General features: G+C 68.8%; 23 protein-coding genes. 15 read left to right on the forward strand and 8 right to left on the reverse strand.

Annotated elements, in window-relative coordinates:
* Positions 1-57 precede the first annotated feature (57 nt).
* Positions 58-507, forward strand: a complete 450-nt coding sequence (locus tag OHB24_RS10945) for a GNAT family N-acetyltransferase (protein WP_327638861.1) — start codon at positions 58-60, stop codon at positions 505-507.
* On the opposite strand, the gene OHB24_RS10950 is transcribed toward OHB24_RS10945, so the two are convergent.
* The gene (locus OHB24_RS10950) at positions 504-1,115 is read right to left on the reverse strand and encodes a hypothetical protein (RefSeq protein WP_327638863.1); all 612 of its coding nucleotides are present in this window, start codon (positions 1,113-1,115) and stop codon (positions 504-506) included. The two genes, OHB24_RS10945 and OHB24_RS10950, sit on opposite strands and share 4 nt — an antisense overlap.
* A gap of 18 nt (positions 1,116-1,133) precedes the next feature.
* Here OHB24_RS10950 and OHB24_RS10955 point away from each other — a divergent pair, with 18 nt between their 5' ends.
* On the forward strand, positions 1,134-1,895 hold the full coding sequence (locus tag OHB24_RS10955; protein WP_327638864.1) for an aminotransferase class IV: 762 nt from the start codon (positions 1,134-1,136) through the stop codon (positions 1,893-1,895).
* On the opposite strand, the gene OHB24_RS10960 is transcribed toward OHB24_RS10955, so the two are convergent.
* Positions 1,815-2,213 (reverse strand): hypothetical protein, encoded by a 399-nt coding sequence (locus OHB24_RS10960; protein ID WP_327638865.1) that lies wholly within the window; start codon positions 2,211-2,213, stop codon positions 1,815-1,817. The genes OHB24_RS10955 and OHB24_RS10960 overlap by 81 nt on opposite strands.
* A gap of 11 nt (positions 2,214-2,224) precedes the next feature.
* Positions 2,225-3,688, reverse strand: a complete 1,464-nt coding sequence (locus OHB24_RS10965; protein ID WP_442913962.1) for a CCA tRNA nucleotidyltransferase — start codon at positions 3,686-3,688, stop codon at positions 2,225-2,227.
* Positions 3,689-3,712: 24 nt separating this feature from the next.
* Here OHB24_RS10965 and OHB24_RS10970 point away from each other — a divergent pair, with 24 nt between their 5' ends.
* The 10 genes from OHB24_RS10970 to OHB24_RS11015 all read left to right on the forward strand — a co-directional run bounded on the left by OHB24_RS10970 (position 3,713) and on the right by OHB24_RS11015 (position 15,068).
* A complete protein-coding gene (locus tag OHB24_RS10970) occupies positions 3,713-5,995 on the forward strand; it encodes a hypothetical protein (RefSeq protein ID WP_327638866.1) in 2,283 nt (760 codons plus the stop codon).
* Entirely contained in the window at positions 5,988-7,634 is a 1,647-nt protein-coding gene (murJ, locus tag OHB24_RS10975) for a murein biosynthesis integral membrane protein MurJ (RefSeq protein ID WP_327638867.1), read from the forward strand. The genes OHB24_RS10970 and murJ overlap by 8 nt, the downstream gene beginning before the upstream one ends.
* Positions 7,635-7,734: 100 nt before the next feature.
* Positions 7,735-9,396: a hypothetical protein gene (locus tag OHB24_RS10980; RefSeq protein WP_327638868.1), complete on the forward strand. Its 1,662-nt coding sequence runs from the start codon at positions 7,735-7,737 to the stop codon at positions 9,394-9,396.
* A complete protein-coding gene (sigM, locus tag OHB24_RS10985) occupies positions 9,393-10,121 on the forward strand; it encodes an RNA polymerase sigma factor SigM (protein ID WP_327638869.1) in 729 nt (242 codons plus the stop codon). The genes OHB24_RS10980 and sigM overlap by 4 nt, the downstream gene beginning before the upstream one ends.
* A 124-nt stretch (positions 10,122-10,245) precedes the next feature.
* Positions 10,246-11,007, forward strand: coding sequence for an anti-sigma factor family protein (locus OHB24_RS10990; protein WP_327638870.1), 762 nt, complete (start codon positions 10,246-10,248; stop codon positions 11,005-11,007).
* A gap of 119 nt (positions 11,008-11,126) precedes the next feature.
* Positions 11,127-12,110, forward strand: coding sequence for a thioredoxin-disulfide reductase (gene trxB, locus OHB24_RS10995; RefSeq protein ID WP_327638871.1), 984 nt, complete (start codon positions 11,127-11,129; stop codon positions 12,108-12,110).
* Between the two features lie 36 nt (positions 12,111-12,146).
* A complete protein-coding gene (gene trxA / locus OHB24_RS11000; protein WP_327638873.1) occupies positions 12,147-12,464 on the forward strand; it encodes a thioredoxin in 318 nt (105 codons plus the stop codon).
* 36 nt (positions 12,465-12,500) lie between these two features.
* Positions 12,501-13,625, forward strand: a complete 1,125-nt coding sequence (locus OHB24_RS11005) for an N-acetylmuramoyl-L-alanine amidase (protein ID WP_327638874.1) — start codon at positions 12,501-12,503, stop codon at positions 13,623-13,625.
* Positions 13,626-13,716: 91 nt separating this feature from the next.
* Complete coding sequence (locus tag OHB24_RS11010) at positions 13,717-14,640, forward strand: DUF6528 family protein (RefSeq protein WP_327638875.1); 924 nt, start codon at positions 13,717-13,719, stop codon at positions 14,638-14,640.
* 77 nt (positions 14,641-14,717) lie between these two features.
* Positions 14,718-15,068 carry a VOC family protein gene (locus OHB24_RS11015; protein WP_327638876.1) on the forward strand — a complete coding sequence of 117 codons (351 nt, stop codon included), beginning with the start codon at positions 14,718-14,720 and terminating at the stop codon, positions 15,066-15,068.
* A gap of 4 nt (positions 15,069-15,072) precedes the next feature.
* On the opposite strand, the gene OHB24_RS11020 is transcribed toward OHB24_RS11015, so the two are convergent.
* Positions 15,073-17,181, reverse strand: coding sequence for an MMPL family transporter (locus OHB24_RS11020; protein WP_327638878.1), 2,109 nt, complete (start codon positions 17,179-17,181; stop codon positions 15,073-15,075).
* Positions 17,182-17,254: 73 nt separating this feature from the next.
* Between OHB24_RS11020 and OHB24_RS11025 the strand changes: the two genes are divergently transcribed.
* Positions 17,255-17,581 (forward strand): PadR family transcriptional regulator, encoded by a 327-nt coding sequence (locus OHB24_RS11025; protein WP_327638879.1) that lies wholly within the window; start codon positions 17,255-17,257, stop codon positions 17,579-17,581.
* On the opposite strand, the gene OHB24_RS11030 is transcribed toward OHB24_RS11025, so the two are convergent.
* From OHB24_RS11030 to OHB24_RS11045, 4 genes are read right to left on the reverse strand one after another with little or no spacing between them, the layout of a single operon-like run.
* Positions 17,561-18,199: a permease prefix domain 1-containing protein gene (locus OHB24_RS11030; protein ID WP_327638880.1), complete on the reverse strand. Its 639-nt coding sequence runs from the start codon at positions 18,197-18,199 to the stop codon at positions 17,561-17,563. The genes OHB24_RS11025 and OHB24_RS11030 overlap by 21 nt on opposite strands.
* A 29-nt stretch (positions 18,200-18,228) precedes the next feature.
* The gene (locus OHB24_RS11035; protein ID WP_327638881.1) at positions 18,229-18,615 is read right to left on the reverse strand and encodes a DUF2784 domain-containing protein; all 387 of its coding nucleotides are present in this window, start codon (positions 18,613-18,615) and stop codon (positions 18,229-18,231) included.
* Between the two features lie 5 nt (positions 18,616-18,620).
* Positions 18,621-19,274, reverse strand: a complete 654-nt coding sequence (locus tag OHB24_RS11040) for a GNAT family N-acetyltransferase (protein WP_327638882.1) — start codon at positions 19,272-19,274, stop codon at positions 18,621-18,623.
* 60 nt (positions 19,275-19,334) lie between these two features.
* The gene (locus tag OHB24_RS11045) at positions 19,335-19,535 is read right to left on the reverse strand and encodes a hypothetical protein (protein WP_327638883.1); all 201 of its coding nucleotides are present in this window, start codon (positions 19,533-19,535) and stop codon (positions 19,335-19,337) included.
* A 192-nt stretch (positions 19,536-19,727) separates the two neighbouring features.
* Here OHB24_RS11045 and OHB24_RS11050 point away from each other — a divergent pair, with 192 nt between their 5' ends.
* Both OHB24_RS11050 and OHB24_RS11055 read left to right on the forward strand, forming a co-directional pair.
* On the forward strand, positions 19,728-21,038 hold the full coding sequence (locus OHB24_RS11050; protein ID WP_327638884.1) for an aminotransferase-like domain-containing protein: 1,311 nt from the start codon (positions 19,728-19,730) through the stop codon (positions 21,036-21,038).
* A 134-nt stretch (positions 21,039-21,172) separates the two neighbouring features.
* A complete protein-coding gene (locus OHB24_RS11055) occupies positions 21,173-22,120 on the forward strand; it encodes a D-alanine--D-alanine ligase family protein (protein ID WP_327638885.1) in 948 nt (315 codons plus the stop codon).
* The last annotated feature ends 6 nt before the right edge of the window (positions 22,121-22,126 follow it).

Below are 22,126 nucleotides of genomic sequence, written 5' to 3' on the forward strand. Positions count from 1 at the left end.
ACCACGGAGAGGAAACGGAAACAGGAGCGTCATGCCGTGTTGCTACCGTCCGATGGCATGGTGATCGAGGGAGTGGAACTGCGGCCGGCGCCGCCGACCGACGCTGAGGTGCTGGCCCTGACCACCGCGCAACAGGCCGAACTCGCGGCGATGTACGGCGAGGACCAGCCGCTCGTCGGCCTGCACCCCGACATCGCGTTCACGGTCCTGACGCTGGAAGGGACGCCCGTCGGCTGCGTCGGTCTGCAGCCGGTCGCGCCTGGTCTCGGAGAGATCAAGCGGATGTACGTCGTTCCGTCCGCCCGCGGCTGGGGCCTGTCCCGCATGCTCCTCGAAGTCGTCGAGGAGCAGGCCCGAAGAGCAGGCCTCACCAGACTCCGCCTCGAGACCGGCACCAAACAGGTCGAGGCAGTCGCGCTCTACACAAATCACGGCTACCAGCCGACCCCGCCGTACCCGCCCTTCGAGAACGAGATCGCCTCTCTCTGTTACGCCAAGGATCTCTAGAGGTTCAGCACCAGCTCTTCGCCTTCGCGGTGGAAGCCGAGGTTCTTCAGGTATGGGGTGGAGTCGCGCATCCGGGGCGGGGCGATGACCTGGCGGAAGCCTTGATCGGTGAAGACGTCGCTGCGCCGGTAGACGAACTCGCCCGGCGTGAAGTCGCGGTACTTCGGCACCACGTAGTCCAGGTCGATCTGTGCGCGGCCGGTGCCCGCGTCGTGGGCGAGGACGACGCCGACGGTGCGGTCGCCGTGCTGGACCAGGAACGCGTACGGGCTCGCAGCGAGCGTGAAACCGGGGTTGAACCGGGTGATGTCCTTCTGGTGCCGCTCCAGGATGTAGCCGAGGTACGCGTCAGCCGAGTTCACCGGGAGCACCTGGTACTCCGCCTCGTCGTGCCGGTGCCGGAGCAGCCGCCAGAGATGTACGACGTTGATGACCGCGAGGACCGCGTTCATCCCGACCATCGGCCACACGCCGACGACCGCGTTGAACCCGACCAGGATCACGCAGCCGATCAGGTTCAGGAGCCGTAGCCGCAGGATCCGCGTCTGCAACAACGACCACACGACCAGCGCGGATCCGCCCCACCCGATGATGCTCCAAACGTCCACACCGCGAGACTAGACGTCGTGAGCGATTTCCTGCTGCTGGACGGCGTCCTGTTACCGATGGTCGACCCGAGGTTGCTGCGAGCAACGTCGTACGGTCACTTCACCTCGATGCAGGTTCGCGACGGTCACGTCGACGGGCTGGACCTGCACTTCGAGCGGCTGGACCGCAGTACGCGGGAGGTCTTCGGCCGGCCACTCCCCGAGGAGCGCGTCCGCGCCGACCTCCGCGCGGCCCTCGACCAGGCGAGCTCCGGCGACCTCTCGATCCGCGTGAACGTCTTCGCCGACGACGAGCTCCACCTACTCACGCGAGTCGGCCCGCCGGTGGCTGCCGGCACCCGACCGCTCCGCCTGCTCGCCTACCAGCACGAACGCGCCGTCCCGCACCTCAAGCACACCGGCACGTTCGACCTCACGTACTACGCCCACGCCGCCGAGCAGGCCGGCTACGACGACGCGGTCTTCCACACCGCAACAGGCGAACTCTCCGAAGCCGCCATCTGGAACATCTGCTTCGCCCGCGGCACCTCGATCGTGTTCCCGGCCGCGCCCGTCCTCAACGGCATTCGGCAGCAGGTGCTGCAGCGCGGGCTCGCGGCGTTCGAGACGATTCCGATCCGCCTTGCCGACCTGTCGACGTACGACGCGGCCTACCTGACGAACTCGATCGACCCGGCGCTCCCGGTGGCGGCCATCGGGTCAGTTGCCTTCACGCCGCACCCGGAATCGGCGGCGACGATCGCCACCGCGTACGCCTCGCAAGAGGCGCAGCGGATTTAGTCGCGTTCCTCCAGGCTCTGAGTCCTCCTGCGGGCGGCGGGTTGCGCCAGCCGCTTTCAAGGCGCGGGCCTCGGTGAGGGCGTCCTCGTAGCTCTGCCAGCCCGGCGACTCGTACACCATCGGATCGCTGACCAGGAAGGTCTGGTTGCCGAACCCATCGGCAGTGAAGATCAGCCACTCCTCGTACGGCGTCACCTGGAAGGCCTTGAAGGCGTCCGGAGTGTGCCGCGCAAAGTCCGCAGGCAGGTCCTCGTTGTGGTACTGCGCCAGGAGTTCGCGGGCGCGATCGTAGGCCTGGTGGTCCGGGTGTTCCGCCATGCCTCAGCCTCTCAGGAGCTGCGCTCGGACCACCAGCGGAGCAGGGCTTCCCGGGCCTGGTCCTCGCCGAGGGGGCCTTGGTCGAGGCGTAGTTCCATGAGGAACTTGTAGGCCTCGCCTACTTCGCGGCCGGGTGGGATGGCGAGGATCTGCATGATCTGGTTGCCGTCGAGGTCGGGGCGGAGGGCGTCCAGTTCCTCCTGCTCCTGGAGGCTCTCGATGCGGGCCTCCAGGTCGTCGTAGGCGGCGCGGAGCGACTCGGCCTTGCGGCGGTTGCGGGTGGTGCAGTCGGCGCGGGTCAGGATGTGCAGCCGCGCCAGCTGGTCGCCGGCGTCCCGGACGTAGCGGCGTACGGCGGAGTCCGTCCACTCGCCGTCGCCGTACCCGTGGAAGCGCAGGTGCAGCTCGATCAGCTTGCTGACCTGCTCGATCTGCTCGTTGCTGAACCGCAGCGCCTTCATCCGCTTCCGGGCCAGCTTCGCCCCGACCACGTCGTGGTGGTGGAACGTCACCTTCCGCGGGCCCTCGAACCTCAGCGTCTTCGGTTTTCCGATGTCGTGGATGAGTGCCGCGAACCGAACGACGAAATCGGGCGTCGGAACAGACAGCCGCGATTCCAGATCGATGGCCTGATCGAGGACGGTGAGTGAGTGCTCGTACACATCTTTGTGCCGGTTGTGCTCGTCCTTCATCAGCTGCAGCGCCGGCAACTCCGGCAGCACGTGCTCGGCCAGCCCGGTCGAGACCAGCAGGTCGAGCCCGATCCGCGGGTGGTCGGCGCAGATCAGCTTCTCCAGCTCGTCGCGGACCCGCTCGGCGGACACGATCGTGATCCGGTCGGCCATCGCGCTCATCGCCGTCACCACGGCCGGGTCGGGCGTGAACCCGAGCTGCGCCGCGAACCGGGCCGCCCGCATCATCCGCAGCGGGTCGTCCGAGAACGAGTCCTCCGGCGTACCGGGGGTCCGGATCCGCTGGTGCGCGACGTCCTCCATCCCGCCGTACGGGTCGACGAACTGCCGCGACGGCAGCCGGACCGCCATCGCGTTCATCGCGAAGTCCCGGCGGGCCAGGTCGCCCTCCAGGCTGTCGCCGTAGGCCACCTCCGGCTTGCGCGAGGTGGGATCGTAGGTCTCCGACCTGTACGTCGTGACTTCCAGGACCCACTCGCCCTTACGACAACCGATGGTGCCGAACGCCTTGCCGATATCCCAGACATGGTCCGCCCAGCCGGACAGCAACCGCTCGATCACGTCGGGGTGCGCTGACGTGGTGAAGTCCAGATCCTTGCTCCCCCGGCCGAGGAGAATGTCCCGGACAGGACCGCCGACCAGGGCGATCTCGTGGCCTGCGTCGGCGAACCGGTGGCCCAGTTCGTCGACCACTGGAGCGAGTTCCAGCAGGGCCTGGACGGCTCGCCGCTGTGCGGCGGGCAACGATCCGGCGGGGCCTGACTGGTCGGCAAAGGGTGACACGGGGAACTAGGTTACGGTGACGGCGTGTTCAGACGGCGACTGAGGCTCTCCGCGATGGCGGGAGCGTGCCTTGTAGTTGCTGCCTCGGCAGCGACTCTGGGCGCTCCGCCCGAGGCGGAGGCGGCGCCCGCCGACGAGCCGGCCGTCCAGGTCACCATCGACACGTTCGGCCCGACCGCGCCGAAGCCGGGCGAGCCGGTCGTGATCAAGGGCCGGGTGACGAACACCAGCTCGGTGACGTTCGAGGAGCCGCAGGCCCTCGCCTGTATCGATCGGACCCGCCTGGCCAGTACGGCGGCGCTGGACGCGATCTCCGCCGAGCAGAACATCCCGATGGGCGACCGCGACAGCTGCCGCAACCTGGCCAACGACGAGCAGACCTTCCAGCCGTTCGAGCAGCCGCTCGCGCCGAAGGAAACAGTCGAGTTCACGCTCACGGTGCCGTGGAAGGAATGGCGGATCACCGACAGCACCGGCGTGTACGTCGTCGGCGTCGCGTTCCGGGGCCAGCCGCCGAACAGCTCGCGGATCATGGCCGGCCGAGCCCGGACGCTGATGCCCGTGCTCGGCAAGGAGCCGCTGACCCGTCCGGTCAACACCGCCCTCGTCGTACCGCTGCGGCACCGCCCGACCCAGCTCGGCGGCAAGAACTTCGCCAACGAGTCGCTGGCCACGTCCCTCGCGCCGACCGGATCACTCAGCCGGCTGCTCGCGCTCGGCCGGCAGCACCTGGTCACCTGGCTGGTCGACCCGGCGATGCTCGACGAGATCCGGCAGCTGTCCAAGGGGTACGTCGTCGTTGGCGAGAACGGCCAGACGACGCCGGGGGCCGGTCAGGCTGACGCGACCACCTGGCTCAGGGAGTTCGACGCCGGACGGACCCGCGGCAACCAGGTCGTCCTGCTGCCGTACGGCGATCCGGACGTGGCCGGCCTGCTGGACGCGGGCGACCCGCTGAAGAGGCTCGTCGGGCAGGCCCGCACGAAGACCGAGCGGTCCGGTGGCGAACTCGCCCCGGGCTTCACCAACGGGCTGTCGCTCGAGGGCGGCGCCGCCGCCGGTCGGTACCTGGGCGCGGCATCCGTCGGTTTCGCCGGTGCCACCCCCGACGACCTGAACCTGGTCAGCAGCTCGTCGTGGTCGGCCTCGACCCGCCCGGTACTGACCACCAGCCCCGTGTACGACGTACTCACGCCGGAAGGCCCCGACCAGGCCGTCCGCACGGTGATCGCCAACTCGTCCCTGACCACCGGCGGCCCGGATCCAGAGACCGCCGAGAGCCCGCTCCAGGTCCGGCAACGGTTCGCTGCCGTCACCGCGCTGATCGCGGCCGGCGGCAAGGGCCCCGCGTCCGTGGTCGTCGCGCCGCCCCGCGGCTGGGACAGCGACGGCCGCGCGACCGCTGCACTCGCAGGCAGTCTGTCGCTGCCCTGGATCAAGGCCACCGACGTGGCCGGCGTGGTGACGGCCAACCCGAATCCGCTGACCACCAAGGCACCGGCCGCGGCGAAGACGAACGGCGTACTGACCGAAGCCCAGCTGGACGGCATCAGTCAGCTCGACGACGCGACCACCACGATGCAGGACCTGCTCGTCGACGGGAACGCGTTGCCGGAGGTGATGACGCAGGCGCTGCTGCGGTCCACCTCGTCCGGCTGGAACGGGTTCCCGGAAGAAGCCCGGCGCTTCGCCGCGATCGAGCTCGGCTCGGCCAACCAGCAGCTCGGCAAGGTGCACCTGGTCAACGCGAGCGTGGACCGCGGGCTGCGCAAGGAGATCAAGGTCAACCTGGCCGGCAGCAAAGGCACGTTCCCGCTGACGATCACCAACGACACCGAATGGTCGGTCCGGGTCGGCATCGTGGTCAGCTCGGCGAACCGGTCCGACCTGAAGATCAAGGACCTGCCGACCGCCGTCCTCGGCCCGGGGCAGAAGTGGACGCCGCGGATCACCGCGAGCGCCGAGCAGAACGGCCTGATCCGCGCCAACGCCCAGGTGACCAACGCCGACGGAAGACCGGTCGGCAAGCCGCAGGAGCTGCTGATCCAGGCCAGCCAGTACGGCAGCGTCGGCTGGATCCTGGTCGGCGCCGCCTGCGCCCTGCTGTTCGGTACGTCGTTCGTCCGCATCTACCGCCGGGTCCGCACCGAGCGCCGCAACACGGCCGCCGCGACCACCGGCGCCACTGCCGAGACCTCCGACGGCACCTCCGATCCCGCCCACGATCGCCCCGAGGCGAACGGCGTACCCGAAGCTCCGGCTCCGGATGCGTCCCTGAAAGAAGGAGTCGGTTCGAAGGATGGCTGACCGCACCCTGCGCTCCGCGGCGGTGATGGCAGCCGGAACGGTGCTGTCCCGCCTGCTCGGATTCATCCGGATCGCCCTGCTCGCGGCCGCCATCGGTACGGCGCTGCGCGGCGACATCTTCACCGCCGCGAACACGATCCCGAACAGCCTGTACATCCTCCTGGCCGGCGGCGTCTTCAACACAGTGCTGGTCCCGCAACTGGTGCGCGCGATCAAGAACCACGACGACGGCGGCCAGGACTTCACGAACCGGATCCTGACGTTCGGCTTCGTCGTACTCGCGATCGTCACGGTGGCGTGTGTGCTGCTGGCGCCGGCGATCGCCGAGCTGTACCTGCCGAAGGAGCTGCACGACCCGTCCCGGATGACCGAGAAGGCGAACATGATCATGTTCGTCCGGCTCTGCCTGCCGCAGATCTTCTTCTACGGCGCGTTCGTCCTGGTCGGGCAGGTACTGAACGCGCGGCGCCGGTTCGGTCCGATGATGTGGGCGCCGATCGCGAACAACATCGTCGCGTGCGCGTCGATCGTGGTCTTCCTGCTGATCTACCGGGTCGGCGACAACCCGCCGACGTACAGCCACGGCGAGGAGCTGCTGCTCGGTCTCGGGCACACGGTGGGTATCGCCGTACAGCTGCTGGTGCTGTTGCCGTATCTAAAGGCGAGCGGGCACACCTACCGGCCGAAGTTCGGCCTCCGCGGAACTGGTCTGGGGCACACTGCCCGATTGGGCATCTGGACAGTTCTTTTCGTCGCCGTGAACCAGGTGACGCTGGTCGTCGTCACGCAGCTCGCGATCGCCGGTAGCGCCTCCGACGACCCCGGCTCGAAGGCCGGCCTTTTCGCGTACAGCACCGCGATGCTGATCATCCTGGTGCCGCACGGCATCGTCACGGTCTCGCTCGCGACCGCGGCCCTGCCCCAGATGTCGGCGCTCGCGGCCGACGGGGACACCGCCGAGGTGGGGCGGCTGTCCGCCCGGTCGATCCGGCAGACGCTCGCGATCGTCGTACCGGCGGCGGCAGCGATGATCGCGTTCGCCTATCCGATCGTGACGATCATCGCCGGGTACGGCTCAGGTAAGAACAACCTGACGCTGATGTCGTACACGTTGATGACGCTCGCGCTCGGGATCGTGCCGTTCACCGTGCAGTACTTCCAGCTCCGCACGTTCTACGCCTTCGAGGACACCCGTACGCCGTTCTTCCTGCAGTGCGTGATCGCGGCGACGAACATTGCGGCGGCCGTGATCGGGGTCCGCGTGCTGCTCGACCAGGCGCACCTCCGGTTCAGCGGCGTGGTGCTCGGCGGGGCGTACGCGCTGGCGTACCTGGTCGCCGTACTGATCTCCCGGCCGGTCCTGCGGCGCAGGGTGCCGCGGGTCCCGGGCGCCGGGATCGGGCTGCCGCTGCTCGCCATGGTGATCGCCGCGGTGGCCGGCGCGGGCGCGGGCCGCCTGGCGCTCTGGCTCCTCAGCCTCGCGATCGACTGGTCCGGACCCCTCGGCGCCATCCTCCAGCTGGCTGTCGCGGCGCTCGTGATGCTGCCGGTGTACGCCGCCGTGTCGCGGGTACTCCGCATCCACGAGGTCAACGACGTGGTGTCCATGGTCACATCGAAGTTGCCGATCCGCCGCTGATCCGAGCCGCTTGTGCATTAGTGCACCACCTGTCAGGTCAGCGGGGCACTACCATGGGGCTGCGATCAGGAGCCGGGTACATTGGAGGGCGAGAGACACCGTGTCGAACCAGACCGTGAGTCCTGGTGCCCTCCTGGCCGGGCGGTACCGGATCGCCGAGTTGCTCGCGGAGATCGACGGCGCCCGGGTATGGCGTGCCGTGGACGAGGTCCTCAGCCGCGCGGTCGTTGTCGACGTCCTGCCGGTCGGTGATCCCAGGACCAATCTGCTCTTCGACGCCGCCCGCCGGGCCGCCGCGGCGAACGACCCGCGGTTCCTGCGGGTGCTCGACTGCGACATGCACGACGGCGTGACGTACTGCGTTCGCGAGTGGGCGGGCGGCCGGACGCTGGAGCGGATGCTCGGCAGCGGACCGCTCACCGGGCAGCAGGCGGGCTGGCTGGCCCGTGAGGTGTCCGAGGCGCTCGAGAACCTGCACCGCACCGGGTACGCGCACGGAGCGATCAGCCCGGCGACCGTGGTGATCACGGACGCGGGCGCGATCAAGGTCATCGGTGTCGCCACCGAGGCCGCCCTGCGATCGTCCGGTGCCGGTTCTCCGGAAGAGGACGTCCATTCCCTCGGCCAACTGCTCTTCGCGTCGCTGACCGGCCGCTGGCCCGGTCCGGCTCCGGCCTGGGCAATGCAGCCCGCGCCCGTCGAGCACGGTCGGCTGCTGAGCCCGCGCCAGGTGCGCGCCGGCGTACCGCGCTCGCTGGACGACATCTGCGACCGCCTGCTCGGTGACCCGCCGCGGCACCACGCGCCGCCGATCACCAGCGCGGCCGGCCTGTCCGCGGCGCTATCGGGCGTCGTCGGCAGCTCGCACGAGCCCCCGAACCAGATGGACGAGACCGTCCAGGTCGCCCGGCAGAACGGCAGCGTCGACGACGCCACCCAAGTGGTGCCGCAGGCTCCGCCGCCGGCGCTCGACCCGACCCCGCAACCGGCGTACGACGCGGAGCCGAACGGGTACCGCCCGCCGCAAGCGGCGTACAACCCGGCCACCGAGACCCGTCCGGTCCGCCGGCAGCCACCGCCGTCCTCGAACGGGAACGGCCGGCGCCGGCACGAGGAGCCGAAGGCCAAGGGCGGATGGGGCGGCCGGATCCTGATCCTGCTCGCGATCCTGGCCCTGCTGTCGGTGATCGCGATGGCGCAGTTCCTGCTCAAGGGCGCGATGAACAACGACCAGGGCAGCGGCGACGGCGGCACGAAGAGCAGCGCCCCGCCGCAGACCAGCAGCACCCCGTCCGCGACGACCGGCGGGAAGGCGGTGATCGCGAGCGCCAAGGACTTCGACCCGGACGGCGACGACGTCGAGCACCCCAAGGACGTGAAGAACACTTACGACGGCGACCCGTCGACGACCTGGAAGACGCAGTCCTACCGGAACAAGCCGAACCTCGGTGGCCTGAAGCCGGGCGTCGGCATCTACTACAACCTCGGCGCGAAGACCTCCGTCTCGAGCGTCGCGGTCGCCCTGGTCGGTGACGACACCACCTTCCAGGTGCTGATCCCGAACGGCGACACCACCAAGCCGCCGGCGTCGATCGACGGCTGGAAGGCCGTGGCGACCAAGGAGGACCAGCCCGAGGGTACGGTGAACGTGGCCCTGCCGGCCGGAACTCAGTCGCAGTACGTGCTGGTGTGGCTGACCAAGCTGCCGAAGGTGTCCGACGGTTATCAGGGCATCATCTCGGAGGTCACGATCCAGAAATGACCGCTCACGTGGACTCGGGCAATCCGCCGCCCCGGCCGGACGTCCCGCGCATCGGCGCGGACGAGCCGGTCCCGCAGGGCGCGGCGCTGCCTGCCCCGGCGAGCGGTCCGGTGAACTACGACCAACTGGACGACCACGAACTGTTGCGGATGCACGTGTCCGGCAACCCGGATTCGTTCGGGTACCTGGTCAAGCGGCACCGGGACCGGATGTGGGCGGTCGCGATCCGCACCCTCGGTGAGCCCGAGGAGGCCGCGGACGCGCTCCAGGAGGCGTTCATCTCGGCGTTCCGGCGGGCCGACTCGTTCCGCGGGGACGCGAAGGTGACCACCTGGCTGCACCGGATCGTGGTGAACGCCTGTCTGGACCGGATCCGTCGCCGCCAGGTGCGCGCCGCCGACCCGCTGCCCGAGGACGAGGACCGCGCCGCCGAGCTGGCCGGCCCGGCCGAGGAGGACCCGGCCGAGGTTCGGGAGCGCCGGCTGGACGTGCTGAACGCACTGAAGCAGATCAACGAGGACCAGCGCGCCGCGCTGGTCCTGGTCGACATGGAGGGCTACTCGATCGAGGAGGCGGCCGCGATCCTCGACTGCGCCCCCGGCACGGTCAAGTCGCGCTGCGCCCGCGGTCGCGCCAAGCTGCTCCCGCTGCTGCGTCACTGGCAGACGACCCGGAAGTCCGACGTACCGGAGAAATCCGCCGCGGAAGCGGTGGGAACCGAATGACCCGGTTCCCCGTCCTAGCGAAGTCGCCTGCCTCTGGCGACCGGACGACTGACGCCTTCGACCGGAGTTTTTCTATGACCACGCTGCTACGGCCGCGCACCTCCCGTGAGGAGGCGAGCCCCCGATGACCGATCCCGGTCTGCCGACCAGTGAGCACCTCGAGCACCTGGACACGGACACGATCGCCGACCTGATCGAGAACCTGCTGCCTGCCCCCGAGGCGCACCGCGCTCGTGAGCATGTGAAGGCATGCCCCGACTGCCAGCAGACGTACGACGCCCTTCTGCAACTGACCACGGACCTGGCCGAGGAAGGCCGCAGCGACATCCCGATCCCGGCCGACGTCGCCGAGCACCTGGACGCGGTGATCGTGTCCGAGTCGGTGCTGCGCGCCTCCACGGTCGGAGTGCACTCGCTGGCCCAGATCCGCGAGGAGCCGCGCCGGCACCTGCCGAAGCTGCTCGGCGCCGCGGCCGGTGTGGTGCTGATCGCCGCACTCGGCGTCGGCGTGGTGATCGCCACCAAGGACCAGGCGAACGAAGGCGCCGCCGCAGCCGACCCGAACACCCCGCCGGCCGACACCGTGGCGGTGAACACCAAGGACATCGGCCCGTCGACGAAGCGGTGGCTGGACCACACCCCGAATTCGATCCTGCACGGCTCGACCGACGAGCAGTCGTGCGCCAGGTCGTTCGCGGCCGGCCGCGCGAACTCGAACGTCCGGCTGGTCCAGCCCGCCAAGATCGACGGCAAGCGCGCCACGATCATCGGGCTGCAGGGTGCGAAGCCGAGTGAGATCCAGGTCTTCGCGGTCACCGGATGTAGCGTCCCCGGCGGCGTACCCAGCTCGTTCTTCGAGACTACGGTGACGCTGCGCAACCGCTGAGTCAACCCGCCGTACGGCGATGCGGTACGGCGGCCCGGCGATGGGTACCGTGGGAATGGTCGGCCTCTAGGATCCGTTGAGTACGACGTCACTGTCTCGACGACACGAGGAACGCCTGAATGAGCGACTCCACCACAGTCCGCAACGTCATCATCGTCGGCTCCGGCCCGGCCGGCTACACCGCCGCGGTGTACGCCGCACGCGCGGCACTGGAGCCGTTGGTCTTCGAGGGCTCCGTCACCGCCGGCGGTGCGCTGATGAACACCACCGAGGTGGAGAACTTCCCCGGCTTCTCGCAGGGCATCATGGGCCCGGCGCTGATGGACGAGATGCGCACCCAGGCCGAGCGCTTCGGCGCCGAGCTGGTGGCCGACGACGTGACCGAGGTCGACCTGACCGGCGACATCAAGGTGGTCACCGACTCGGCCGGCACCGAGCACCGCGCCAAGGCCGTCATCCTGGCGATGGGTTCGGGCTACCGCAAGCTCGGCCTGTCCGACGAGGACCGGATGTCCGGGCACGGTGTGTCCTGGTGTGCGACCTGCGACGGCTTCTTCTTCCGTGACCACGAGATCGCGGTCGTCGGCGGTGGCGACTCCGCCGTCGAGGAGGCCACCTTCCTGACCAAGTTCGCGAAGAAGGTGCACCTGGTGCACCGCCGCGACGAGCTGCGGGCCTCGAAGATCATGGCCGACCGGGCGTACGCCAACGACAAGATCGAGTTCCAGTGGAACTCCGCGGTCGACACGATCCACGGTGACGACAAGCTCACCCACCTGACCCTGAAGGACACCGTCACCGGCGAGACCCGGGAACTGCCGGCCACCGGCCTGTTCATCGCGATCGGCCACGACCCGCGGTCCGAGCTGGTCAAGGGCCAGGTCGACCTGGACGACGAGGGCTACGTGCTGGTCAAGCAGGACAGCACCGAGACCAACCTGCGCGGCGTGTTCGCGGCCGGCGACCTGGTGGACCACACCTACCGGCAGGCGATCACCGCCGCCGGCACCGGCTGTGCGGCCGCCCTGGACGCCGAGCGCTACCTGGCGCACCTGGCGGACGCCGAGCACGCGACCGCCACCACCGAGCCTGTCTCCGTCTGAACCTGAACCTCACACATCACTGAAGGAGCTACCTCCATGAAGGCCGTCACCGACGCCGAGTTCGACCAGACCGTCCTGAAGAGCGACAAGCCCGTGCTGGTCGACTTCTGGGCCGAGTGGTGCGGACCGTGCCGCCAGGTTTCCCCGATCCTGGAAGAGCTGTCCCAGGACCACGGCGACAAGATCACGTTCCTGAAGATGAACGTGGACGAGAACCCGGTTACCCCGAGCAACTACCGGGTTACCGGTATCCCTACGATCAACGTCTACGTGAACGGTGAGCTCGCGAAGTCCATCGTCGGCGCCAAGCCGAAGGCCGCGCTGCTGAAGGAGCTCGCCGACTTCACCGCCTGAGCACTACCCCGCCGCCACGGCAAGGAGTACTGACTGATGGAATCCCCGCACGGCGTGTACCGCATCGGCGACAGCGGTGAGGCGGTCGCCGAGATCGTCGGCAAGCTGCAAAGACTCGGGCTGCTGACCGGCGGCCACGACGTCTACGACGAAGCGACCGCGCACGCCGTCCGGGGATTCCAGCAGCAGCGCGGACTGATGATCGACGGCGTCGTCGGCCCGCAGACGTACCGCGCGATCGACGACGCCCGCTGGCGCCTGGGCGACCGGCTGCTGACGTACGTCCCGTCGCACCCGATGAGCGGTGACGACGTCCTGAGCCTGCAGGCGAAACTGCAGGAGCTCGGGTTCGCGGTCGCCCGGATCGACGGGATCTTCGCCGCCGACACCCAGCGCGCGGTGACGGAGTTCCAGCGCAACATGGGTCTACCCGCCGACGGCACCTGTGGGCCGTCGACCTTCAAGGCACTGCAGCGGATCCGGCCGATGGCGACCGGAGGCCGCCCCGACGCACTGCGCGCCCGGGAAGCCGTACGCGCCGCCGGGCCGCGGTTGTCCGGCAAGACCGTGGTGATCGACCCGGGTCACGGCGGCTTCGACTACGGCTGGGAGGGCTACGGCCTGCGCGAGTCCGACATCGCGTACGACCTGGCCGCCCGGATCGAGGGTCGCCTCGGCGCCACCGGCGTACGGGCGTATTTGTCACGTGGCCGCGATCAGGGGCCGGACGAGTTGGCGCGGGCCGCGTTCGCGAACGAGACGGACGCGAACCTGTGCGTCTCGCTGCACACCGACGGTTCGATGAACCCGGCCGCGCAGGGCGTCGCGACGTACTTCTACGGCAACGACCTGCACGGCGCCACGTCGAGCGTCGGCGAGCAGTTCGCCGGCCTGGTGCAGCGCGAGATCGTCGCCCGCACCGACCTGCTGAACTGCCACACCCACGCCAAGACCTGGGACCTGCTCCGCCGGACCAAGATGCCCGCGGTGCGCCTCGAGATCGGGTACGTCACGAACCCGCACGACTCCGCCCGCCTGGCCGACCCGGCCTTCCGCGACGTCATCGCCGAGGCAATCGTGGTCGCCATCCAGCGCGTCTACCTCCCCCCGGACCAAGACGCCGCCACCGGCATGCTCCGCTTCGGCCAACTCACCGTCTGAGCTAGTCAGCGAATAACGGGTCACCTACCGTTGGTTGTGACATTCCAACCTGGGGGTGGCAATGATCCGCTGGCTCAGTTGTCTCGGTCTGTTGGCAGTACTCCTCACACCATCACCCGCCGAGGCCGCCGAGGCCGCCGAGGCCGCTGAAGCCGGACGTCTGGTCGCGATCACCGACCAGGACTACGACAACGCGTCGGCGGCCCGGATCCGGTTGATGGACCCGGCGGTTGCGAACTGGAACACTCCGGGCGCCCAGAGGTGGACCTGGTCCCCCACCAGCAGCAACGGCTTCTCCGGACTGACCAGCGCCTGGGGCCTACCGTCGGACGTGAAACTGCGGATGAAGGGCGGCGCGTACGTCGCTCTCGTGACGGACTCCCGTGGTCTCGCCGGACTGATCAGCTATCCGGCCGGCCGACGACTCTGGGCCACGAACGTTGGATCGGCCAACAACCCGCACAGCATCGAGCTCCTACCCGACGGCAACGTGGCGGTGGCCGCGAGCACCGGCGGATTCGTGCGTATCTACCTGGCGTCCCAAGGCTCCTCGGCGTACCTCACCTATCCGCTGCCGGATGCGCACGGCGTGCAGTGGGATCCCGCCCGGCAGTTGCTGTGGGTTCTGGGTGGCAGCAAGCTGGCCGGCCTGAAGATCACCGGCACACCGGCGAACCCAGTGATCACCGAAGGTCCGGTGATCACCTTGCCGACCGGCAGCGGCCACGACCTGACTCCGGTGCTGGAGAACCACGACCTGCTGTGGGTTTCGACCGGCTCGAAGGTGTATCAGGTCAGCAAGTCCGCCGCGGCTGTCGTCGCGACGTTCGACCAGGCGGGTATCAAGAGCATCGGCAGCATGCCGAACGCCCAGCAGGTCCGGACGTCTCCGAAGGCGGGCTGCCGGACCACGTGGTGCACCGACACCGTGAACTTCGCCGTACCCGCAGCGACGCGGACATTGGGCGGTGCGGAGATCTACAAGGCCCACGTCTGGAGCTCGCGCTACGAGTGATCCCGTCGATTTCGGGATGGGTCGTTCGTCAACTGGATGAGCTCGGTGATGGCACCGGGACTGTTCAGGGAGGGTTCATGGCGCATCCAGTTGTTCATGCGGAGATCAGGTCGGCGGAGCCCGACAAGACTCGGGAGTTCTTCGCGGAGTTGTTCGGGTGGAAGGTCGCGTCCGAGGGCGCGGTTCCGGGCTACACGTTCATCGACACCGGAGCGGAGGGCGGCCCGTACGTCGCGATCAGCCCGCGGCAGAGCGATGAGGACGAGGTGTTGTTCTTCGTGGCCGTCGAGGACGTCGCGGACACTCTTGCGCGCGCCGAAGGGCTGGGCGGACACATCGTCCAGCCGGCCCAGCACGTGCCAGGCACCAGCTTCGGTGTGTTCGCCGACGCGCAGGGTCACAGGATCGGAGTGGCCGCCACCGAGTGATGGGCTATTCCTTTTCCAGCGCGATCCGCGGGAGGACCCGCTCGAGACTGCTCGGTAGCCACCAGGCGTGGTTGCCGAGCAGGCGGAGTACTGCCGGGACGATGATGCAGCGGATCAGAAGCGCGTCGAGCAGCACGGCGGTTGCCAGGCCGAGGCCGAACTGCTTCAGCATCCGGTCCGGGCTCAGCAGGAACGCGCCGAACACCACGATCATGATCGCGGCCGCCGCCGTGATCACGCTGCCTGTCGTCGCCAGTCCTTCCCGTACCGCGACCCGTGCATCCCCGGTACGCCGCCATTCCTCGTGGATCCTGGACACCAGGAAGACCTCGTAGTCCATCGACAACCCGAACACGATCGCGAAGATCATCACCGGGACGAACGCCTCGATCGGCCCGGGCTGCGCACCGAACCAGCCCTGCTGGAACACCAACGTGATGACTCCGAGCGAGGCGCCGATGCTGAGCAAGTTGAGTACGGCGGCCTTCAACGGAATCAGCACCGACCGGAACACCGCCATCAGCAGCAACGCCGACAAACCCACCACGACCAGTACGAAGATCGGAAGCCGCTTGCTCACCGCAGCCGCGAAGTCGTCCGCCGCTGCCGTCGACCCGCCGACCAGATACGTCCCTTCGAGCTTCGGCAACGTGTCCGCGCGCAACCGCTGGACGAGGTCGCTGGTTGCGGCGTCCTGCGGAGCCGATTTCGGGAACGCGAGGACGGTGGAGACCTTGCCGTCCGGCGTCACCTGCGGCGGTGTCACCGCGGCGATCCCGGGATCGCCCGCCAGCGCCTGGATGAGCTCTTGCGTCTGGTTTCCTTCCGACACCACGACCAGCGGACCGTTGAATCCGGGCCCGAACCCTTCCGCCAACAGGTCGTACGCCTTCCGGCTCGTCTTCGCCGGATCGTCCGTCCCCGCGTCGGCGAACCCGAGCCGCATCCCCAACGCCGGAAGCGACAACGCGATCAACGCGAGGACCCCGAGTACGAGCGGCACCCACGGCCCACGCTGCACCACGCCGGCCAACTTCCGCCAGCCGTCGCCAGGGGTACGCCGCTGCTTCGCGGCATGCTTGCGCACGCTCCGCTCGATCCGCTTCCCGAACAGCGTCAGCAACGACGGCAGCAACGTCACCGCCGCGAGCATCGTCATCAACACGGTCAACGTGACACCGAGCGCAACGCCTTGCAGTGAACCAAGCCCCAACGCGAGCAATCCGAGCAACGCGATGACGACGGTGCAACCGGCGAACATCACGGACCGGCCCGCGGTGTCCAAGGCAACGACCTTCGCATCGGCCTCGCCCTTCAGCAACTCGTGGCGATAGCGCGAGAAGATCAGCAACGCATAGTCGATGCCGACACCGAGCCCGACCAGCATCATCACCGGCGTCGTGTACTCCGGCACCGTGAACAGGTGCGACGCGAGCATCAGCAACGCGACCGTGCTGCCGACAGCGAACACCGCGGTCAACAACGGCAGCGTTGCCGCAAGCAACGATCCGAAGAGGAACACCAGGATCACCAACGCAGCCAGGATTCCCGCGCCCTCGGACGCGCCACCCGAACTCTCGGCCGCGCTCCGCGCCAGATCCCCGCCGGCCTCGATCTGCAAGCCGGGCCGCACGAAGTCCTGCGCCCGATGGATGATCGTTCGCACGTCGTCCACCGGCATGTCCGCCACCGAGACATCCAGGCCGACCGTCGTATACGCCGTACGTCGATCTGTCGACATGGCGCCCGGACCCGCGAACGGGTCGGCGACCGAGGCGACGTGCGGGAGCCCGCGGACCACCGCCAGCATCGACGCGATCCGCGACTTCTCCGCGTCGAGACCGCCGTCGGCCTGGAAGACGAGCTGGACGGAGGCCGTGTCGCCCTTGGGCTGGTGCGCCGTGAAGATGTCCGTCACCCGCTGGGAGTCCGTGCCCGGCAACGAGTTGTCGTTCTTGTAGTTGGCGCCGACCACCGTCGCCGCGGCGGTGACTGCGGCCAGCACGAGCACCCAGAGCAGGAGCGAGAGGACGGCGTGCCGCATGGCCCACCCGGAGACGCGGTGCAGCAGACCGGGCCGGGTGGCTGGTCGGATCTCGATGTCCACGGTCATGGCGAATCCTTGATAAGTAGATTGGCTACATGTTGCCTCTCGACAGTAACAGACATATGAGTAGACTGGCTACATGAAGGCGGATGCGCTGCGTGGACACCTCGACCCGATGATCCTGGCCGTCGTCGAGCACGAACCGCTGCACGGCTACGCGATCATGGAAGCGTTGCTGGAGCGCAGCGGCGGGGAGCTCGATCTGCCCACCGGCACGCTCTACCCGGCGCTGCGGCGACTCGAGCGGGCCGGTTACCTGGCCAGCGAGTGGAGCACGGTCGGCGGGCGGAAACGCCGTACGTACGAGCTCACCAGCGCCGGCACGAAGATGCTTGCCTCAGGCAAAGAGGAGTGGGTGACGTTCCGCGCTGTGGTGGAAGGGGTGTTACGCCCGGGCCAGGCGTAGACCGCGGGCGGCCTGCTGGCCGACGAACACGAGCGGCAGCACCACGAACGCCCCGACGACGCTGAGGTCGAGCAAGCCGTTGGGATGCGGGCTGGTCAACGCCATCAGGATGCCGATCCCGCCGATGGTGACGGCGCTCGCAAGCGCGAAGAGTGTGGTCACTCGGGTGAGGTGGGTCCGCACGAACGAGCTGCGCAGACCGATGCCGGCCGCAACGACCGCGAGTATTGCACCGGCGATGGCAATCGTGCCGACGTTCCGGACCAGTACCTGCAGGATGTCGTTCAGCAGGCTGGGATCCTCCGGGCCGCTGTTCCAGCTCCAGGTGCCCTCGCGCCACACGATCGGCTGGATGATCAACGCCGCGAACAGCAACACCGCCGTACGCCGGCTCTGACTGACGGCAAGGTCAGCGCGATAGCCCGGCGCGACCTCCGCGAGCGTCCCGAACTCGGCCACCGCGTGCTTCTCGGCGTCGTACCTGTCCAGCCCGTCCGCCTCGAAGGCCTCGGTGGCGTCGGTCAGGTGATCGCGGGCCTCGGCCAGCAGGTCCGCCTTGCGGCGCCGAGGCCCCCAGAGCTCCTTGCTCAGGGCAGCCAGGTACTCGTCGATGGGCACGCCTCCAGTATGAGGAGGCCGCCGCCGTCTCACGTCCGGGGTCCCACTGACTCTCCCCTGAGCTTCGTACGCCGCCGTACGACGAAGAAGCCGATGTACCCGATCACCACCAGCACGAACCCGACCTTCTCCGCGATCGGAGTCGCGCCGTCGGGCCACAGCCTGCCGTTGAGGTAGTGCTGGATGTACCCGCCCGTGTACACGCTCTCACCGCCTTCCCGGCGGAAGAACTTCTCGGTTGCCGTCACCGGGCAGCCGAAGTCGACCAGGACGATCACGATGTTCCACACGACGATGCCGAGATGGACCCAGATCAGCTTGGGCCAGCGCCACGCGAGGAAAGCACCGACCGCGAAGAACAGCAACAAGGCGCCGTGCACGACCATCACCACATCGGCCAGCGCCCGCCAGACCATCCGGACTACTCCGGGCCTGATCTCAGGGCGTCCCGGACCGTCACCGGCCCGGACGGAGCCTTCTCCGGCCGGATGGCACCCATCAGGCGCTCGACGGCGGCCTCCATCTCGCTGCGCCACGTGATCGCCGAACGCAGGTCCAGCCGCAGCCGCGGATTGCGTGGGTGCTCGCGCACCACCGCGAAGCCCACTGCGCGCAGGAAGTCGGTCGGCCAGACACAGCCCGGCCCGGCCCACCGCGAGTCACCGAACGCCTCTACGGCCCGGAAGCCACGTTTCAGCACGTCCTTGGCAACCGCCTGGATCAGGATCTTCCCGAGCCCGAGACCCAGGTACCGCGGCAGGATCCGTCCGGTCGCGAGCACGACGGCGTCCGAGCTGACGGGTGCGGTCGGAAACGCCTGGATCCGGGGCAGGTACGTCGCCGGCGCGTACACCGCGAACCCGGCCGGCTCCTCGTCGACGTACAGCACGATCCCGGCAGTCCCCCAGTCGAGCAGCAACTGGGACAGCCAGGCTTCTTTCTCCAGCCCGGTGTCACCGTTGCGGTCTGCCCGGCGCCCGGCCACCGGGTCGAGCTCCCAGAACACGCAGTCACGGCATGGGACCGGGAGCTCGCCGAGGTTGGCGAGCGTCAGCGGTTCCACCCGTCGGGCCATCAGCGCATCCGATCGGCGGTACAGACTGTTAGCTTCGTCACGGTGCGTGTCGCCCAATGGTCATCGGGCGGCTGGTTCAGCCGCCGGTTCGGGGACGGCGGACGGGGTCCGCGCGTCCGTGGTGCGGGTCGCCTCGGGGGCGACGTACCGCTGCTGCACCTTCGCTGCGGGTTGCCGCCGGAACAGCTCACCGGCGAACCCGGCCAGCACGCCCAGCACCAAGCCGCCGAGCGTCCAGCCGGCTGTCCTGCCCACGCTCATCCTGATCCGCCTTCCCGGTCCACCTCTCAGGCCGCACCGCGCCGCCGGCTGTCTCAGCAGCCAGATTCCGGCATGGTCGAACCTGCCCCTATAAGGCATGGTAGTGAGAGGTCACGCCGATCCCCAGTCCCGACTGGGGTCTGTCGACGTAACCTGGTGACTTCCCCCTCGATCACCGTTGGAGTGGCCCCCGTGAGTGCTGACGTGCCCGATGTCCGGCAGACCCGACTCGACAACTACGTCGAGGCGTATGCAGCCCGGACCAAGGGTATGACCGCATCGGAGATCCGAGCCCTGTTCTCGGTCGCCAGCCGGCCGGAGGTGGTCTCGCTCGCGGGCGGCATGCCGAACATCGGCGGTCTGCCGCTCGACGTGGTCGGCGGCGCGGTCCGCGACCTGGTGGCCGACAACGGCGCCACCGCGATGCAGTACGGCTCCGGGCAGGGCGACCCGACGCTGCGCGACCAGATCTGCGACATCATGCGGCTGGAGGGCATCGAGGCCCATCCGGACGACGTCGTCGTCACGGTCGGCAGCCAGCAGGCCGTCGACCTGGTGACGCGGGTGTTCTGCGATCCGGGCGACGTGGTGATCTGCGAGGCGCCGTCGTACGTCGGCGCACTCGGCGTCTTCCGTGCGTACCAGTGCGAGGTCGTGCACGTCGCGATGGACGACGACGGCGTCGTACCGGAGGCGCTGGAGCAGGCGATCGCCTCGGTGCGCGCAGCCGGGAAGCGGATCAAGTTCTTCTACACGATCCCCAACTTCCACAACCCGGCCGGGGTTTCGCTGTCCGACGAGCGGCGGGCGCGGGTGCTGGAGATCTGCCAGCAGGCGCAGCTGCTGATCCTCGAGGACAACCCGTACGGCCTGCTCGGGTTCGAGGGTGAGCCGCAGAGGGCGCTGCGCGCGGCGGATCGCGAAGGGGTCATCTACCTCGGCTCGTTCTCGAAGACGTTCGCCCCCGGGTTCCGGGTCGGCTGGGCGGTCGCGCCGCACGCCGTGCGGGAGAAACTCGTGCTGGCGCAGGAGTCCGCGACGCTGTGCCCGCCGACGTTCAGTCAGCTCGCGATCTCGTCGTACCTGGTCCGGCACGACTGGATGGGGCAGGTGAAGCAGTTCCGGGAGATGTACCGCGAGCGCCGGGACGCGATGCTCGCAGCGCTGACGGAAAAGATGCCAGCGGCAACCACCTGGACGCGGCCGCGCGGTGGGTTCTACGTCTGGCTGACGTTGCCGGAAGGGCTGGACGCGAAGGCGATGCTGCCCCGCGCGGTCACGGCGCGGGTCGCATACGTGCCCGGAACGGCGTTCTTCGCCGACGGTTTCGGCTCCCAGTGCATGCGGCTGTCGTACTGTCATCCGACGCCGGAGCGCATCACCGAAGGAGTCGGCAGGCTCGCCGCGGTGATCAATGAGGAACTCGAGCTCCGGCAGACGTTCGGCCCGCTGACACCTGGCGCCGGCCATGGGTACGACGCTCCAGGGCCAGAACTGAGCTAGGTTCCGGTTCGCAAAGGTTGCGCAAGGGACCAACGGGCGGGCGGGGGTCCAGGATTCGGTAGGGGTACCGTTCGAGTGGGCCTCGGGACCGGCGACCGTGCCGGAGTCGCCCACGAGTGATCGGGATATTTGTGATGAGTGATCTGGGTCGAGTGCTGGTACTGGCAGGTGGACTTTCGCACGAGCGGGACGTCTCGCTGCGCTCCGGCCGCCGAGTGGCGGACGCCCTGCGCAGTGTCGGCGTGGAGGTCGAGCAGCGCGACGTCGACGCGTCCCTCGTCGATCGTCTGCGCCAGGATCCCCCGGCCGCGGTCTTCCCCGTCCTGCACGGCGTCACCGGCGAGGACGGCGCACTCCGCCAGGTCCTCGACCTCTACAGCGTTCCGTACGTCGGCGCCGACGCGGCAGCGTGCCGTACGGCGTTCGACAAGCCAGTGGCCGCGACGGTCGTCGGCGCCGCGGGACTGCACACGCCCGCGTCGGTTGTGCTCGGACACGACACGTTCCGCGAACTGGGTGCCGCTGCGCTGATGGAGGCAGTTGTCCAGCAGGTCGGACTGCCGCTGGTCGTGAAGCCGGCGCGTGGCGGCTCGGCACTGGGCGCGTCGATCGTGCGGTCGGCCGACGAGCTGCCGTCGGCGATGGTGAACTGCTACGCGTACGGTCCCGTCGCGTTGATCGAGCAGTACATCGACGGGACCGAGGTCGCCGTGACGGTCGTCGACGTCGGCGACGGGCCGCGGGCATTGCCTGCTGTGGAGATCCGGCCGGACTCGGGGTTCTACGACTACGAGGCGCGCTACACGGCCGGGGCGACGCAGTTCGTCGTACCTGCGCGGCTGGAGCCTGAGGCCGCCGGTGCATGCGCCGCAGCCGCTGTGCAGGCGCACCAGGCGCTGGGGCTGCGCGACCTGTCCAGGACGGACCTCGTGGTGGACGCGGCCGGCGTGCCGTGGTTCCTCGAGGTGAACGTGGCACCCGGCATGACCGAGACCTCTCTCGTCCCGCTGGCCGCCGAAGCAGCCGGCATCGAGCTCGGCGTACTCTGCCGCGACCTCCTCGCCACCGCAGCAGCCCGCTGAGAAGTA

The organism is Kribbella sp. NBC_00482, from assembly GCF_036013725.1.
In the GTDB taxonomy this organism is placed as follows: domain Bacteria; phylum Actinomycetota; class Actinomycetes; order Propionibacteriales; family Kribbellaceae; genus Kribbella.

Bases quoted from the DNA above. Each gene is read 5' to 3' on its own strand.
- OHB24_RS11025 (WP_327638879.1), top strand. From the start codon at position 17,255: ATGAAGGCGGATGCGCTGCGTGGACACCTCGACCCGATGATCCTGGCC.
- OHB24_RS10990 (WP_327638870.1), top strand. From the start codon at position 10,246: ATGACCGATCCCGGTCTGCCGACCAGTGAGCACCTCGAGCACCTGGAC.
- murJ (WP_327638867.1), top strand. From the start codon at position 5,988: ATGGCTGACCGCACCCTGCGCTCCGCGGCGGTGATGGCAGCCGGAACG.
- OHB24_RS11020 (WP_327638878.1), bottom strand. From the start codon at position 17,181: ATGACCGTGGACATCGAGATCCGACCAGCCACCCGGCCCGGTCTGCTG.
- OHB24_RS11055 (WP_327638885.1), top strand. From the start codon at position 21,173: ATGAGTGATCTGGGTCGAGTGCTGGTACTGGCAGGTGGACTTTCGCAC.
- OHB24_RS11015 (WP_327638876.1), top strand. From the start codon at position 14,718: ATGGCGCATCCAGTTGTTCATGCGGAGATCAGGTCGGCGGAGCCCGAC.
- OHB24_RS10960 (WP_327638865.1), bottom strand. From the start codon at position 2,213: ATGGCGGAACACCCGGACCACCAGGCCTACGATCGCGCCCGCGAACTC.
- OHB24_RS11040 (WP_327638882.1), bottom strand. From the start codon at position 19,274: ATGGCCCGACGGGTGGAACCGCTGACGCTCGCCAACCTCGGCGAGCTC.
- OHB24_RS10945 (WP_327638861.1), top strand. From the start codon at position 58: ATGGTGATCGAGGGAGTGGAACTGCGGCCGGCGCCGCCGACCGACGCT.
- sigM (WP_327638869.1), top strand. From the start codon at position 9,393: ATGACCGCTCACGTGGACTCGGGCAATCCGCCGCCCCGGCCGGACGTC.
- OHB24_RS11005 (WP_327638874.1), top strand. From the start codon at position 12,501: ATGGAATCCCCGCACGGCGTGTACCGCATCGGCGACAGCGGTGAGGCG.
- OHB24_RS11045 (WP_327638883.1), bottom strand. From the start codon at position 19,535: ATGAGCGTGGGCAGGACAGCCGGCTGGACGCTCGGCGGCTTGGTGCTG.
- OHB24_RS11035 (WP_327638881.1), bottom strand. From the start codon at position 18,615: ATGGTCTGGCGGGCGCTGGCCGATGTGGTGATGGTCGTGCACGGCGCC.
- trxA (WP_327638873.1), top strand. From the start codon at position 12,147: ATGAAGGCCGTCACCGACGCCGAGTTCGACCAGACCGTCCTGAAGAGC.
- trxB (WP_327638871.1), top strand. From the start codon at position 11,127: ATGAGCGACTCCACCACAGTCCGCAACGTCATCATCGTCGGCTCCGGC.